Source organism: Neisseria sp. P0021.S006 (assembly GCF_051956895.1).
Genome location: NZ_JBQCWZ010000009.1, coordinates 44,829 through 59,689 on the forward strand (window position 1 = coordinate 44,829; position 14,861 = coordinate 59,689).

At 47.7% G+C, this 14,861-nt stretch carries 11 protein-coding genes; 3 read left to right on the top strand and 8 right to left on the bottom strand.

What is annotated here, in order from left to right; translation table 11 throughout:
* Positions 1-299: 299 nt before the first annotated feature.
* Positions 300-1,736 (top strand): transferrin-binding protein-like solute binding protein, encoded by a 1,437-nt coding sequence (locus tag ACTHUM_RS03485; RefSeq protein ID WP_004519414.1) that lies wholly within the window; start codon positions 300-302, stop codon positions 1,734-1,736.
* Positions 1,737-1,796: 60 nt separating this feature from the next.
* Here ACTHUM_RS03485 and ACTHUM_RS03490 read toward each other — a convergent pair whose 3' ends face one another.
* Positions 1,797-2,591, bottom strand: a complete 795-nt coding sequence (locus tag ACTHUM_RS03490; RefSeq protein ID WP_039861983.1) for a thymidylate synthase — start codon at positions 2,589-2,591, stop codon at positions 1,797-1,799.
* 414 nt (positions 2,592-3,005) lie between these two features.
* On the opposite strand from ACTHUM_RS03490, the gene gdhA reads away from it, so the two are divergent.
* Positions 3,006-4,340: an NADP-specific glutamate dehydrogenase gene (gene gdhA, locus ACTHUM_RS03495; RefSeq protein ID WP_039861980.1), complete on the top strand. Its 1,335-nt coding sequence runs from the start codon at positions 3,006-3,008 to the stop codon at positions 4,338-4,340.
* 64 nt (positions 4,341-4,404) lie between these two features.
* Here the strand turns inward: gdhA and recG are convergent, their stop codons facing one another.
* The 4 genes from recG to grxC form a co-directional block, all read right to left on the bottom strand.
* Positions 4,405-6,444: an ATP-dependent DNA helicase RecG gene (recG, locus tag ACTHUM_RS03500; protein WP_039862031.1), complete on the bottom strand. Its 2,040-nt coding sequence runs from the start codon at positions 6,442-6,444 to the stop codon at positions 4,405-4,407.
* A 246-nt stretch (positions 6,445-6,690) separates the two neighbouring features.
* On the bottom strand, positions 6,691-9,735 hold the full coding sequence (locus ACTHUM_RS03505) for a TonB-dependent siderophore receptor (RefSeq protein WP_004519409.1): 3,045 nt from the start codon (positions 9,733-9,735) through the stop codon (positions 6,691-6,693).
* Between the two features lie 263 nt (positions 9,736-9,998).
* A complete protein-coding gene (secB, locus tag ACTHUM_RS03510; RefSeq protein WP_003745844.1) occupies positions 9,999-10,433 on the bottom strand; it encodes a protein-export chaperone SecB in 435 nt (144 codons plus the stop codon).
* Positions 10,434-10,454: 21 nt separating this feature from the next.
* Complete coding sequence (grxC, locus tag ACTHUM_RS03515; protein ID WP_003684090.1) at positions 10,455-10,712, bottom strand: glutaredoxin 3; 258 nt, start codon at positions 10,710-10,712, stop codon at positions 10,455-10,457.
* Between the two features lie 237 nt (positions 10,713-10,949).
* Between grxC and ACTHUM_RS03520 the strand changes: the two genes are divergently transcribed.
* A complete protein-coding gene (locus tag ACTHUM_RS03520) occupies positions 10,950-12,443 on the top strand; it encodes an Rne/Rng family ribonuclease (RefSeq protein WP_107858142.1) in 1,494 nt (497 codons plus the stop codon).
* A gap of 57 nt (positions 12,444-12,500) precedes the next feature.
* On the opposite strand, the gene ACTHUM_RS03525 is transcribed toward ACTHUM_RS03520, so the two are convergent.
* The 3 genes from ACTHUM_RS03525 to ACTHUM_RS03535 all read right to left on the bottom strand — a co-directional run bounded on the left by ACTHUM_RS03525 (position 12,501) and on the right by ACTHUM_RS03535 (position 14,738).
* Complete coding sequence (locus ACTHUM_RS03525; RefSeq protein ID WP_070461397.1) at positions 12,501-13,169, bottom strand: DUF3108 domain-containing protein; 669 nt, start codon at positions 13,167-13,169, stop codon at positions 12,501-12,503.
* Positions 13,170-13,199: 30 nt separating this feature from the next.
* Positions 13,200-13,826: a phosphoribosylglycinamide formyltransferase gene (gene purN / locus ACTHUM_RS03530; protein ID WP_440361152.1), complete on the bottom strand. Its 627-nt coding sequence runs from the start codon at positions 13,824-13,826 to the stop codon at positions 13,200-13,202.
* A 96-nt stretch (positions 13,827-13,922) separates the two neighbouring features.
* Positions 13,923-14,738 carry an FKBP-type peptidyl-prolyl cis-trans isomerase gene (locus tag ACTHUM_RS03535; protein ID WP_070504422.1) on the bottom strand — a complete coding sequence of 272 codons (816 nt, stop codon included), beginning with the start codon at positions 14,736-14,738 and terminating at the stop codon, positions 13,923-13,925.
* Positions 14,739-14,861: the final 123 nt, after the last annotated feature.

Genomic DNA, 14,861 nt, shown 5'->3' on the forward strand with positions numbered 1-14,861 from the left:
AAAGCATCCATAAAGTCCGACTGCTTTTTTATCTTCAAAAGGCCGTCTGAAAAGTTTGTTAAAAAGAAACAGACTAGCTATAGAACTCACTAAAATATTCAAAATAAATTCATATAAAACAATTAACTAAGAAAATATCCACCCAACCATCTTCCCTTTGATTAATTTTTGTACAGAAATGCAAACAAACTGTTTATTTTTTTATGATTTATGGTTATTATCAGATATTAAAGGTTTAAAAATCAGATAAACGATCTCTCCGACCTTTTAATCAAGCGAATAACCATACAGGGAATCTCATGTCAAACATCCAAACCAAACTTAAAACCATCGTTTTTACAGCCATCAGCGCAGCCATCTTGTCCGCATGCGGTGGTGGCGGAGGCGGCGGTTCATCTGCTTTAAGCACCGGCGCAACTCCTACCAATAATACCGGCAACTCTGCTGGCAACAATGGCAATCCTGCCAACAACAGCAATGCCAACACTCCGAAAGCTCCGTCTACTACGCTTACTAACAGTGCCGACAACCTTGCCGAACTGACCGATGAAGCTCCAATCGATCCGGCCAACGTTACCCAGCCTTTGCACACACATTTCATCTCTTCCAAAGGTGCACAGCAATCCAACCCTAACGTACAAATCCGCAAAGATGCCGCAGGCAAAATGTTCCAAACGGACAATCAAGACCGCAACCAAAATGGTCTGATCAGTTCTATTGACTTTAACAGCAATGATGAAGTCAAAATGGACGGCGTTGTATTATTTAATAAGACCTCTAATGGCAACGCAACCCAACCTACATGGACAAGTTACGCTTCTGTTATTGCCAAAGTATATTCAAAAGGCAATACTCAAACTGATGTCAGCGAACAAACGGGCAAGGAGAAAAATACCGAATTCGCATACGGCAAATCAACTTTGGATGACAAAATTGCTGAAGATTATAAAAAATTAAAGGCTGAAGAAGAAAAGCTTGAAAAAGAAGAAAATCCAGAAGCAGGTCCAGTTAACAATAAAAAAGTAACGGAAATCAAAGCAAAGATTGAAGAATTAAAGACTTCACACGCTAAAAATCTTGAAAATCGAACTAAACTAGCAGAAATTAATGAGAATGTTAGCAATAATCTAGCCTATTTCCGTCCAGACCAAGATGGCTTGGTATTCGACAAACAATTCGACGGTGTCTATGTCATCAATTTTGGCGATGGCACAGAAATTGTGTTGCATGATCCTTCTGCGGCCGGCTGGACATATCAAACCTTCGCGCATTACACCGACCCTAAAGGACATGTATACCAAGGCTACCAAAGCCTGGGCGATGAAACTGTCTTCACGACCCTGCCTGCTAAAGGTACAGCCACCTACAAAGGTATTTCTACTGCCTATGTGGTTACCGATAATAACAATCGTCAGTTGACTTCCAATGTCATGGCTATCGTTGATTTCGGCCTCAAAGGTATCCGTTTTGAAACATCAAACTCACACTTCCATACTTTGGAAAATGGTAAGCGCGTATCCAAAGCAGATAAAAACTACGATTTCAAAGGTACGGCAAGCTGGAAAGACGGCAACCTCTTCTCCGGCAAAGTCAGCACGGCCGATGACAAGTTAAGTGGCAACCTGAACGGCAAATTTTACGGCCCCAATGCTGCAGAAATTGGCGGCACTTACGGCTTGAAAAACAAAGATGCAACCGAACACTTAATCGGTGGCTATGGCGCGAAACGTCAATAAATCTACCTAAATAAAAAGGCCGTCTGAAGTTTCAGACGGTCTTTTGTTTTTTAACTTGGATTACACCGATACGGCTGCTTTGATGTGCGGATGCGGATCGTAGCCTTCCAATTCGAAGTCTTCAAATTTGAAGGCAAACAAGTCTTTGACTTCAGGGTTGATTTTCATGGTCGGCAGTTTTCGGAAATCACGGCTTAATTGCAGCTGGGCCTGCTCGATATGGTTGCTGTACAAATGCGCATCGCCAAACGTATGGATAAACTCACCGGCTTCCAGGCCGCACACTTGCGCCATCATCATGGTCAACAATGCGTAGCTGGCGATGTTGAACGGTACACCAAGGAAAATATCGGCGCTGCGTTGGTAAAGTTGGCAGGACAGTTTGCCGTTGGCAACGTAAAACTGAAACAGCGCGTGGCAAGGTGGTAAGGCCATTTCGTCGACCAAAGCCGGATTCCATGCCGATACAATCAGACGGCGCGAGTCGGGATTTTTCTTGATTTGTTCCACCACGTTGGCAATTTGGTCGATATGGCGGCCGTCGGGTGCAGGCCAACTGCGCCATTGGTAGCCGTAAACCGGGCCTAAATCGCCGTTTTCATCCGCCCATTCGTCCCAAATAGACACATTGTTGTCTTTCAGGTATTTGATGTTGGTATCGCCTTTAAGAAACCAAAGCAGCTCATGAATAATCGAGCGCAGATGCAGTTTTTTGGTGGTCAATAGCGGAAAGCCTTCACTCAAATCAAAACGCATTTGGTAACCGAACACGGAACGCGTGCCGGTGCCGGTACGGTCGGATTTGTCGATACCATTGTCGAGAACATGGCGCATAAGGTCGTGATAGGCTTTCATGTGTTTCCTTAATGTATGTGTTGTGGGAATTTCTTGTGTATTGTACCGAATTTTCAGACGGCCTGCCTCTCTGTCTTCAATGGGGCAACCTTCCCCATATTCGCGTAGTACACTCATTAACAATGTTGACAATTCAGCGCTAATTTACACAAATTTATGAGCTGAATTAAATTTTTACAAAAAAATTTTCAACATTTTCTAGTTTAATTACTCGGTATTTTATTTTTATTTAAATCTATTTAATAAAATATTTTTATATATTTTTAATTGAATTTAAAATATAATTCCATTTTTACAAATTGGTAAAAAAATAATGTCAACAATCTAGGTAAAATTTTTCTTGGCAAGTAAAATTTTTACAGCTATATTTCAAAACATAAATATTGAAATATCTCACTCAATAGGAGTAGAAAAATGACTGACCTGAACACCCTGTTTACCAATCTTAAACAACGCAACCCCAACCAAGAACCCTTCCACCAAGCTGTTGAAGAAGTGTTCATGAGTTTGGATCCGTTTTTGGCGAAAAACCCGAAATACACCCAACAAAGCCTACTTGAGCGTATTGTTGAACCGGAGCGCGTGATTATGTTCCGCGTCACTTGGATGGACGACAAAGGCCAAGTCCAAGTCAACCGCGGCTACCGCATTCAAATGAGCTCCGCCATCGGCCCTTACAAAGGCGGCTTACGCTTCCACCCGACCGTCGATTTGGGCGTGTTGAAATTCCTCGCTTTTGAACAAGTCTTCAAAAACGCGCTGACCACCCTGCCTATGGGCGGCGGCAAAGGCGGTTCCGACTTTGATCCTAAAGGCAAATCCGATGCCGAAGTAATGCGCTTCTGCCAAGCCTTTATGACCGAACTCTACCGCCACATCGGCGCCGATACCGACGTTCCTGCCGGCGACATCGGCGTAGGCGGCCGCGAAATCGGCTATCTGTTCGGCCAATACAAAAAAATCCGCAACGAATTTGCTTCCGTCCTGACCGGCAAAGGCCTCGAATGGGGCGGCAGCCTGATTCGCCCTGAAGCCACCGGCTACGGCTGCGTGTATTTTGCCCAAGCCATGTTGGAAACCCGCAACGACAGCATTGAAGGCAAACGCGTGTTGATTTCCGGCTCCGGTAACGTGGCGCAATACGCTGCCGAAAAAGCCATCCAACTGGGTGCAAAAGTATTGACCGTTTCCGACTCCAACGGCTTTGTCCTCTTCCCTGATAGCGGTATGACCGAAGCGCAACTGGCCGCTTTGATCGAGCTGAAAGAAGTACGCCGCGAACGCGTGGCCACTTACGCCAAAGAACAAGGCCTGCAATACTTTGAAAACCAAAAACCGTGGAACATTGCGGCCGAAGTTGCCCTGCCTTGCGCCACCCAAAACGAATTGGATGTAGACGCTGCCAAAATCCTGCTGGCAAACGGTTGCTATGTGGTTGCCGAAGGTGCGAACATGCCGTCAACTTTAGGCGCAGTCGAACAATTTATCAAAGCCGGCATCCTCTACGCTCCGGGCAAAGCCTCCAACGCCGGCGGCGTAGCAACTTCAGGTTTGGAAATGAGCCAAAACGCCATCCGCCTGTCTTGGACCCGTGAAGAAGTCGACCAACGCCTGTTCGACATCATGCACAACATCCACGAATCCTGCCTGAAATACGGCAAAGTCGGCGATAAAGTAAACTATGTCAACGGTGCGAACATTGCCGGTTTTGTCAAAGTAGCCGATGCTATGTTGGCACAAGGTTTCTAAACCTCTATCCAGCCAAACCAAAGGCCGTCTGTTTTCAGACGGCCTTTTTCTTTTCATGCAAATTTTATACGCCCAAATAACCTTCCCTGCTGGAAAGCCATCTTGCCAAATGCGCTTCGACGATTTCAGGGTTTTGTTCGATTAACATGGGCGCGATTTCGCGCGCTTGTTCCAAGAGGTGCAGGTCTTCTTCAAGATTGGCAAAACGCAGCATGGGGACGCCACTTTGGCGCGCGCCGAGAAATTCGCCGGGGCCGCGAATGTTGAGGTCTTGGTGGGCGATTTCGAAGCCGTCGGTGTGTTCGTAGATGACTTTCAGCCGCGCTTTAGCGAGTTCGCTCAAGGGTTCGGCAAACAGGAGGACGCACACGCTTTCTGCCGCGCCGCGCCCTACCCGCCCGCGTAATTGGTGCAGCTGCGCCAAGCCCATGCGTTCGGCGTGTTCGATCACCATCAGGGCGGCGTTGGGTACATCTACGCCGACTTCGATGACGGTGGTGGCGACCAAGACGTTCAGATGGCCTGCGGCAAACTGAGCCATGACTTCGGCTTTTTCGGCGGCCTTCATGCGCCCGTGTACCAAGCCGATGTTGAGTTCGGGCAAGGCTGCCTGAAGCTGGGCTAGGGTTTCGGTGGCGGTTTGCAGTTGCAGGGTTTCGCTTTCTTCAATCAGCGGGCAGACCCAGTATGCCTGCTGTCCTTTGCGGCAGATGTTGAGGACGAAGCCTTCGACTTCGGCGCGGCGGATGTTGTTGACTAGGCGGGTTTTAATCGGGGTGCGCCCGGGCGGCAATTCGTCGATGACGGACACGTCCAAGTCGGCGAAGAAACTCATGGCGAGCGTGCGCGGGATGGGCGTGGCGGACATCATCAGCTGGTGGACGTCGCGCCCTTTGCTTTTGAGGGCGAGACGTTGGGCAACGCCGAACCGGTGTTGTTCGTCCACAATCACCAAGCCCAGATTTTGGAACTCGACGTCGTCTGAAAACAGGGCGTGCGTGCCGACGGCGATTTTGACGGTGCCATCGGCGAGTTTGGCTTTGGCTTCATCTTTGGCTTTTTTGCGCTGGCTGCCGGAAAGCCAAACGACTTCAAGGCCTAACGGCTCAAGCCATTGTTTGAACTTGATAAAATGCTGTTCTGCAAGGATTTCAGTTGGTGCCATTACAGCCACCTGCGCGCCAGATTCAATGGCGGTCAAAGCAGACAAGGCGGCAACGATGGTTTTGCCACTGCCGACATCGCCTTGCAGCAGGCGGTGCATGGGGTGGGTTTGCGCCATATCGCGGCAGATTTCGGACACGACTCTTTCTTGGGCATCGGTCAGGGCAAACGGTAAGGCGTGGCGCAAGGCTTGAGTCAATATGCCGTCGCCGCCCAATGCCGTGGCTGAGCCGCTGACACGCTTCTGCCGCGCCAAGCGCATGGAAAGCTGTTGCGCCAAAAGTTCGTCGAATTTAAGCCGCTGCCATGCGGGTAGCGCGCCGTCGGAAAGCTGGTGGATGGTGAAACTCGGCGGCGGCGAATGCAAAAGGCGCAGGCTTTCGGCAAGGTGCGGTAGTTTCAGACGACTCAATAAGGCATCGGGCAGCGTGTCGTGTAGCGGCGTAACGTCCAACGCCGTCTGAATGATGCGACGCAAAGTGGGCTGGTTCAAACCATTTACGGTCGGATAAATCGGCGTGAGGCTTTCCGCCAAACCGCTGCTCTCGGCATCGCGGATTTTGGGATGAATCATCTCGTCGCCGTGAAACCCGTGTTTGATTTCGCCCACGGCTCGGATGCGTTTGCCGACCGCCATCTGTTTCTGGTTGCTGGCGTAAAAGTGGATGAAACGCAAAAAAAGGACGCTGCCGGAACCGTCGGCGATTTGGACAATCAGCTGCTTGCGCGGTTTGAACGTGACTTCCTGATGGATGACCTCGCCCTCAACCTGACACGGCACGCCGATCGGCGCATCCTTAATCGGCATGATGTGCGTCTCGTCCTCGTAACGCAGCGGCAGGTGCAACACCAAATCCCATGCGGTATGGAGGTTGAGTTTTTCGAGCTTCTTAGCAGAGACATCGGTAATTTTGAGCTGTTTTTGGGTTTCGGGCGTCATCTTAAAAGGCAGCTGATTGAAAGTTTGCTGTATTTTATCCGAAAACAAAAAGGCCGTCTGAACGCAATGTTTCAGACGGCCTTCAAAGCTGAATACTTGAAACGAATTAATATTTGAAAATACGCCGGCTATCGAATCAACTTCAGCCATTGTTAGGAAACAGCTTTCAAAAAAGAAGGATATTCAACCCATACTTTTATGAATTTAGCCAATAATGTTTACATACCCAATCATTATCCATTCTCTCTAGAAATGCCAATCCAATTTCAGTTTAACTGTCCGCGGTTCGCCATAGAAATTGTTTTGACCTCGCGTACGGTTGTAGTTATTTTCAAAATACGTCCTGTCAGCCAGGTTAGTTCCTATCAGGCTGATTCTGCCGTGTTTGTGAAAGTCATATTGAACAAAGCCATCTATAAGTCCGTAGCCTCCTTGGCGAATATTGTAAAGGCTACTTGTACGACTTTGTGCAGATATTCCGCCACCCAAGGTTAACTTAGTTTGAGGCAAGCGGTAGCTTGTACCGAGGCGGAACATATGTACCGGCGTGAAGTTACTGAAGTTATACGGGTCGGCAGTCGTATTTTTCTCCAACCGCTCCGCATTGACTTCTGCCGCATTTTTATACTTACTTTTGTTATATGTGTAGCCAACAAAAATACGCCAGTTTTCCGACAATTCGCCAGCCAATTCAAGTTCTGCACCGCTGCTCTTAACCTTACCCACAGGTTTAGCGATGGTTTGGAATGAGCCTCCGTTACTACTAGTATCAGGAACAAATCCGAAATCGACAACGGTACGGTTTTTCTGCTGTAAAACAAACAAGGCAAGCGAAGCATTCAGACGGCCTTGCAAGAACGACCCTTTCCAACCTATTTCATAGTTAGTCCCGATGAGTGGTGGAAGAACGGATTTGCTGGTTACATCAACGTTATCCTGTTGTTTAAAAATCTTAGTATAGCTGGCATACAAGCTTTGTTGCGGTGTCAGGTCGTAGGTAATGCCAGCATATGGCGTAAACCTATGGCTTTGCATTTTTGAGGTGTAATGCTCTTTGTCGATTTTGTTACTGCTCTCAGTTTGGAATGCCGTAGCAGGCTGGCCGTAGCGTACAGGCATTTCTTTGGCTTGTGTGGTTTCATAGCGCGTATAGTGCATACCACCCAAGAGATGCAGACGGTTGGTCGCATTAAAGCGCGTGCTGACAGTCAAAGAATGTGTTTTATTCGTGTTAAGGTATTTCGAATAATTGTATAACGCCGGAACATGATCATCTGCAACCTGAACAGTTTTCCACAGCGGTATTTTCAGATATTGGTTTGCCCATTTCAAATTTCCCTCTTCATCCCGCTCCTGTATTTTGTTTCCATTTGCATCCAATTCATAAACAGGATCTTGCACCATTACGCGCTCACCATTGTCGTTGACTGTCCAGACAGGCTTGCCCTCCGCATCCAAACGGGGAGTATATTTGGTAACATGCGCGCCACTGCATTCCGGCACATAGATTTTGTTATTACCTTTTTCGTTATAAATATGCCAATCTGGTTCGACAATGCCTTTTTCTAAAGGATTACGCTCCGGACCATCGGGATGAATGCCGCAACTGCCTGCACCTGCATAACCTTGAGGACGGACAAAATAACGGTTTTGATATATTTCCGTATAGGCAGAACGGATTTTTTCATTGTTATACGCATAGCCGACAAAGAAATCATGTTCACGCCCAAGCAGGCGGTAGTTACCTGTCAGATCCAGCTTAAAGCCCCATTGCACATCATGTTTGGTATAGTGCAACGGCATGAAGTTGTAACGGCGGTTGTATGTGTGGCGAAGATTGTATGCTGAGTCGTATAGACGGTTGGGAAACAGGCCTTCTGCATTGTTAATAATGCCTTGCTTTGCAAGCTCCTTATCAACAAACTCTTTTTTATCTACTTCTACACCCGGATCCTGCCAGTCGTTGCACAGGAAATCCAAACCAATGTCCTGCATACATTGATCAAAACCTGCCCGACGTGCTGCCGCTCTTTGGGAGCGATATTGTTCAAAAGCAGATGCATCGAAACGATGGGCAACATAATCTGCTTTTTTCTCTTCATATGTTTTAGTGACACCATCACGATATTCTTTTAATTTTGCCAACGCCTTGTCTTTAGGCTCAAAAGGAATAACCTCCCCCTTCTCGGTTAAGAAACCCGTTGCCTCAGATGCTGAAATACCTGCCGCGTGTTCGTTTTTCAGAAAAAATTGTCCGACTTTGGCATCTGAATCATTATGCGTATAAGAAATTTCTGCATTGAGTTGCCATCCATTGTCAAAGACATGTTTGAAACCGGAAAAAATATTGTATTTATCAGCATTCAGGCGTGACCATGAGGTTTCACCCAAATAAGTTTTACGTGGCAATTTCAAAGGATTGTTACAGGCAGGACTGGAGCTGAAGGCCGCAGTTTTTTGATCCTCACAAGGTAAAATCACGCCGGCAAAATCGGGAATGTCTTTATTTTTCTGATAAGTGCCGCCCAATGTCAGCATACTGTTATCACTCAAATCCGTATCGATCACGCCATAAACCATGTCTTTCTTGTTCCATACACCCTCTTTAAAAGAACGGTGGTCCTCATGAACACCAACCAGCCTACCGCGTACCGTATGTTCATTATTCAAGCTTCCAGATACATCCAAAGCCAAACGCTTGCTGCCCCTATGGTCAGTGCTGATTTCACCTGTATGCTTAAACAGAGCTGTTGGCCGCTTACGGATTAAATTAATGGTTCCACCCGGTTCGGAATTGGATTGAGTAAGACCGGTTGCACCTCTAACAACCTCAATGTGATCATAAACAGCAAGGTCTGTGCTCGGTGAGACATCGATTTTTGCCGTATAGCCCGAACGTCCAGACACATTCGTGGTAATACCGTCTTCACCAATCTGATCAACATAGAAACCACGAGACAAAAAACGAGTTTGTAGACCCGAATCCCGAACCACGTTGATTCCCGTAGTGTTTTTCATTGCCTCTTCTAAAGAATATATTGCTTTATCATCTAGCTGCCGACGCGTCATTACGCTCACCGACTGCGGCGTATCCTTACCTGAAATACGCAAGCCAGTCGCCGTTGCCATCGTTCCGATTGTATAAGACTGACTGCGCTCGGTATTCCTTTGTGCCTGCCGTTTGCCACTGACCTTGACCGTATCCATGTCTACATGTTCCACTTCTTGATGTCCCGTATCTGCAAAAACAGTTTGGCAAGGCAGCACTAATAACAAACAAATTGTTTTCATTTGAAAATCAGGTTTCACAACTATTTCCTTAATTAATAGAATCTATTTATCTGCTAGATAAAAATTACAATTTATTGATTTTAAATGGTATATAACCTATAAAATTTAAAATTAGATCGTAATGATAAACGATATCATTATATACTTATTGCATTAATATATGAACTTTTTGTTATAGATTTTTTCTTATGTCCTGATTTTTAGATAAAAAAAGGCCGTCTGAACGCAATGTTTCAGACGGCCTCAATTTAGGTATAACGCGATTAAGCGTTAGCTTCCTGTTGTTGTTGGTAGATTGCTTCGAAGTTGATCGGAGCGAGTAATACAGGTGGGAAGCCGGCGCGGGTTACGCTGTTGGAAATGGCTTCGCGTGCGTAAGGGAACAGGATGTTTGGACAAGCAACGCCCAGCAGCAGTTGTACGTCTTCTTCAGGAATGTTTTCCAGACGGAAGATGCCGCTTTGGGTAACTTCGTTCAAGAACATGGTGCGCTCTTCGTTCAGTTTGGCAGTCACGGTAACGGTAACGTCAACGCTGTAGAAGCCGTCTTCCAGTTTGGTGTTGCCGGTAGAAACGCGCATATCGACTTCAGGCTCGCCTTGTTCCAAGAAGATTTGTGGTGCATGAGGCACTTCCAAAGACAAGTCTTTTACATACAGACGCTCAACGCTGAATACGGGTTGCAATTCTTCGCTCATTTTATTTTCCTAAGTTAAGGGTTAAGGATTCAGTAATTCGTCCAACTTGCCTTCCTGCTGCAAGCGGTACAAATCGGTAAAGCCACCGACATGGGTGTCGCCGATAAAAATCTGCGGCACGCTGCGCTGGCCGGAAAGCTGCTGCATTTCGGCAAAAACTTCCGGATTGCCGTCGATGCGGATTTCGTTGATTTCTTTCACACCCACCGCCTGCAACAGCCTTTTCGCCATGGTGCAGTACGGGCAATATGGACCGGTATAAACAGTAACGGTTTGCATGATTTCTTCCAAAATACCAATGTTCATGACTATATGGGCATAGGTGTGATTTTACAAGTGTTCCCGCCGTACGGTTGTAAAAAACATTCAGACGGCCTCTTGGCCATAAACATTTGTGCAGATGCGGAAAAACCATAATTAAAGTATGATAAGCGCTTTCGCAGAATGACTTTTGCCATTTGTTTTTTGGAGAAGAACACATCGCAAAAGTTTTTCTATTCAAAATCAGGTATCCCCATGCTTTCAGGAATTCCCATCCCCAAGGACGCCGTGCGTCCGTCCGAAACCGTCCTCGTCAACATCACGCCGCAAGAAACGCGTGTGGCTGTTTTGGAAGAGAACAATATCTGCGAGCTGCACATCGAGCGCAACAGCGGCCATAGCTTGGTTGGCAATATTTATTTGGGCGTCGTCAAACGCGTTCTTCCCGGCATGCAAAGCGCGTTCATCGATATCGGCTTGGAACGTGCCGCGTTTCTGCATATCGTCGACGTCCTTGAACAACGCCGTAATCCGGACGAAACCCAACGCATCGAACATATGCTCTTTGAAGGCCAGTCCGTCTTGGTTCAGGTCATTAAAGACCCCATCAACACCAAAGGCGCGCGCCTTTCCACCCAAATCTCACTGGCCGGCCGTTTCCTCGTCCATCTTCCGCAAGAAGACCACATCGGCATTTCCCAACGCATTGAAGACGATGCCGAACGCAGCAGTTTGAGGGAGCGCCTCAACAACCTGCTGCCCGAAAACGCCTGCCACGGCTACATCATCCGTACCAACGCCGAAAACGCTTCCGATGACCAACTGCAATCAGACATCAACTATCTGACCAAAGTGTGGGAACACATTCAAAAACAGGCGAAAATCCAGCCGCCCGAAACCCTGCTCTATCAAGATTTGCCTTTGAGCCTGCGCGTTTTGCGCGATATGTTCAGCCTCGATACGCACAAAATCCTGGTCGATTCCACTGAAAACCACCGCCGCATGACCCAGTTTGCCGAACAATACGTTCAAGGTGCATTGGGCAGAATCGAGCTGTTCAAAGGCGAACGCCCCCTATTTGAAACCCATAACATCGAGCAGGAAATCGCCCGAGCCCTGCAACCGCGCGTCAACCTCAACTTCGGCAGCTACCTCATCATCGAGTCCACCGAAGCCATGACCACCATCGATGTCAACACAGGCGGCTTTGTCGGCGCGCGCAATTTTGATGAAACCATCTTCCGCACCAACCTCGAAGCCTGCCACACCATCGCCCGCGAACTTCGCCTGCGCAATCTCGGCGGCATCATCATCATCGACTTCATCGATATGGCGCAGGAAGTCCACCGCGAAGCCGTCCTGCAAGAGCTTGCCAAAGCCCTGAGTTTTGACCGCACCCGCGTCACCCTCAACGGTTTTACCAGTCTGGGCCTTGTCGAACTGACCCGCAAACGTTCGCGTGAAAACTTAAGCCAAATCCTCTGCGAACCCTGCCCTTCCTGCCAAGGCCGGGGCCGTCTGAAAACGCCGCAAACCGTGTGCTACGAAATCCAACGCGAAATCGTCCGCGAAGCGCGCCGCTACGATGTCCAAGCCTTCCGCATTTTGGCCGCTCCGAATGTCATCGACTTGTTCCTAGACGAAGAATCACAATCGCTGGCGATGTTGATAGACTTTATCGGCAAACCGATTTCGCTGGCAGTCGAAACCGCCTACACGCAGGAACAATACGATATTGTGTTGCTCTAAAGATAAAAGGCCGTCTGAAAACTTTTCAGACGGCCTTCTTTTTTGAGCAAATAAAGATTACGGTTTCACTACTTTACCGTTGATTTTGACGGAAGTCAGTTTCAAGTTGTAGGTTTTGCCGTCATCGGTATAACTGATTTGCGCAGGGATATTGTCGATATCGGAAGCAAACGAGTAAGTCACGGTATCGTCGCCACGGCGGACGCGATATTTGCTCACAGGCGTTGTACCGCCGTTCAGCTTATAGCTTTCGCTGCCGATTTTGTTCATGCTGCCGACGGTGTACAGTTTTTTACCGTTGGTAATTTTCAAACCTGACGGCAGGCGCACGTCATTGGCGGCCAGTTGCCATGCCAAAGTGAACAAGTCCATGGCTGGGCCGGATTTTTCAGTTTTCAAATCACCTGCTTTGCCGTAAGTGATGTTGCCACCGGAGAATTTGGCCTCGGCATACACTTTGCCGCCGCGTACATCTTTGTAGTAAGACGGATTCAAGGTCGTGCCGTTGATGCTGCCGCCGGATTCAAAGCGGATATTGTAAAGCGGTACTTTGATGGTAGAAACGATTTTGTATTGGTTGCCGCTGCGTGTGAAGGTCATGGTCGCAGGAATACCGTAGCTGCCTGAGTATTGCAAAACGGCAGATTGCGGCAATTCAGCGGCTTGCGCGCCGATGGAGGCTGTAAGTAGGGAAAGTGTCAGCAGGGTTGTTTTAATCGGATTCATGATGTTTTCCTTGTGTGTATCGTGTTTTAATTAAGCCAACAGGCTTTGACCGGCGGCATTGCGTTGTGCATTCAAAACGCGGTTGCCTTCAATTTTCAGACGGCCTGCAACAAAGTCGGCAACGGCTTGCGGGAAAAGCTGGTGTTCAACCGTCAGCACGCGTGCGGCAACGTCGTCAGCGGTATCGCCGTCCAAAATAGGAACAATGCCTTGAGAAATAATCGGGCCGCAATCCAGCTCTGGGGTCACGAAATGGATGGTGCAGCCTGCCACTCGGCAACCTGCTTCCAATGCGCGTTCGTGGGTGTGCAGACCGGTGAAAGAAGGCAGGATGGACGGATGGATATTGATCAGGCGGTTTTCATAATGTGCGCAGAACTCCGGAGTCAAAATGCGCATGAAGCCCGCCAATACAACCAAATCCGGCTGATAGGCATCGATTTTCTCCATCATGGCCTGATCAAATGCCAGACGCGAGTCGAAGTTTTTATGGTTCAAACTGTCGGTGGCAATACCGCGCTCTGCCGCCCATGCAAATCCGGCTGCGGTCTCGCTGTTGCTCAATACGGCTGCAATGTTGGCATCGGGAATATCGGCATTCACAATCGCCTGCATATTGCTGCCGCGTCCGGAAATAAGGATGACGATATTTTTCATCATAATTCCTTGTTGGTTTGGAACAAAGGCCGTCTGAAACGGAATTTTTCAGACGGCCTTTTATCCGTTGTTTAAGGGCGTAAGCCTTGATTCGGATTATTGAACTTTTTGTACGTCAACTTGTACAGGTTGTTGCGCAGCAGCATCAGGCGCGCCGACTTTAACCAGTTTCACGTCAAATACCAAAGTAGCGTTCGGGCCGATTTTATCGCCGGCACCCACTTCGCGGTAAGCCAATTTGGCAGGGATATAAAATGTTGCTTCGCCGCCTTCTTTCAAGAGTTGGATACCTTCAGTCCAACCTGGAATCACTTGGCTTACAGGGAAGCTTACTGGGCCGCCGTTGGCTTTGCTGCTGTCAAATACGGTACCATCAATCAGACGGCCTTCGTATTCAACGGTAACCATATCGTCTTTAGTTGGTTTTTTACCTTCGCCTTCTTTGGTGATTTTGTATTGCAGACCGGAAGCGCTGGTTTTCACGCCTTCTTTAGTCGCGTTTTCTTTTAAGAACGCTTCGCCTTTTTCCAAGTTTACTTTGGCATCTTCAGCACGTTTGGCAGCCGCTTTTTCTTGTTGCTCTTGCAGGAATTTCATCATCACTTCCTGAGCTTGAGCTTCAGTCATTTTAACTTCTTTACCTTCAAACATGGCCTCCATGGCTTCGGTGAAGACTTTCAAATCAATTTCCGTACCTTGGTCTTTCATTTGTTTCAATGAACGGCCGATGTCCACACCCATTGCGTAGCTGGCTTGTTGGGCAGTAGAACCGATGGCAGAAGCATCTGCAGTCGCATTTGAAGCTGCGGAAGCAGCAGGGGCGTCTTTAGCGGCAGTGTCTTTTTGGTTGCAAGCAGTCAGTGCCAACAAAGCAGACAAAGCCAATGCGCTGAATTTGAAAGTTTTGTTCATGATTATGTCTTTTCCGGAAAGGTCAAAAAAGGGGATTATAGCTGAGTTTGATTGAAATGGAATCAAGGTGGATTAAAATTTGTAAAGGCTCTTATCAAAAACATTAAGGCCGTCTGAAAACAG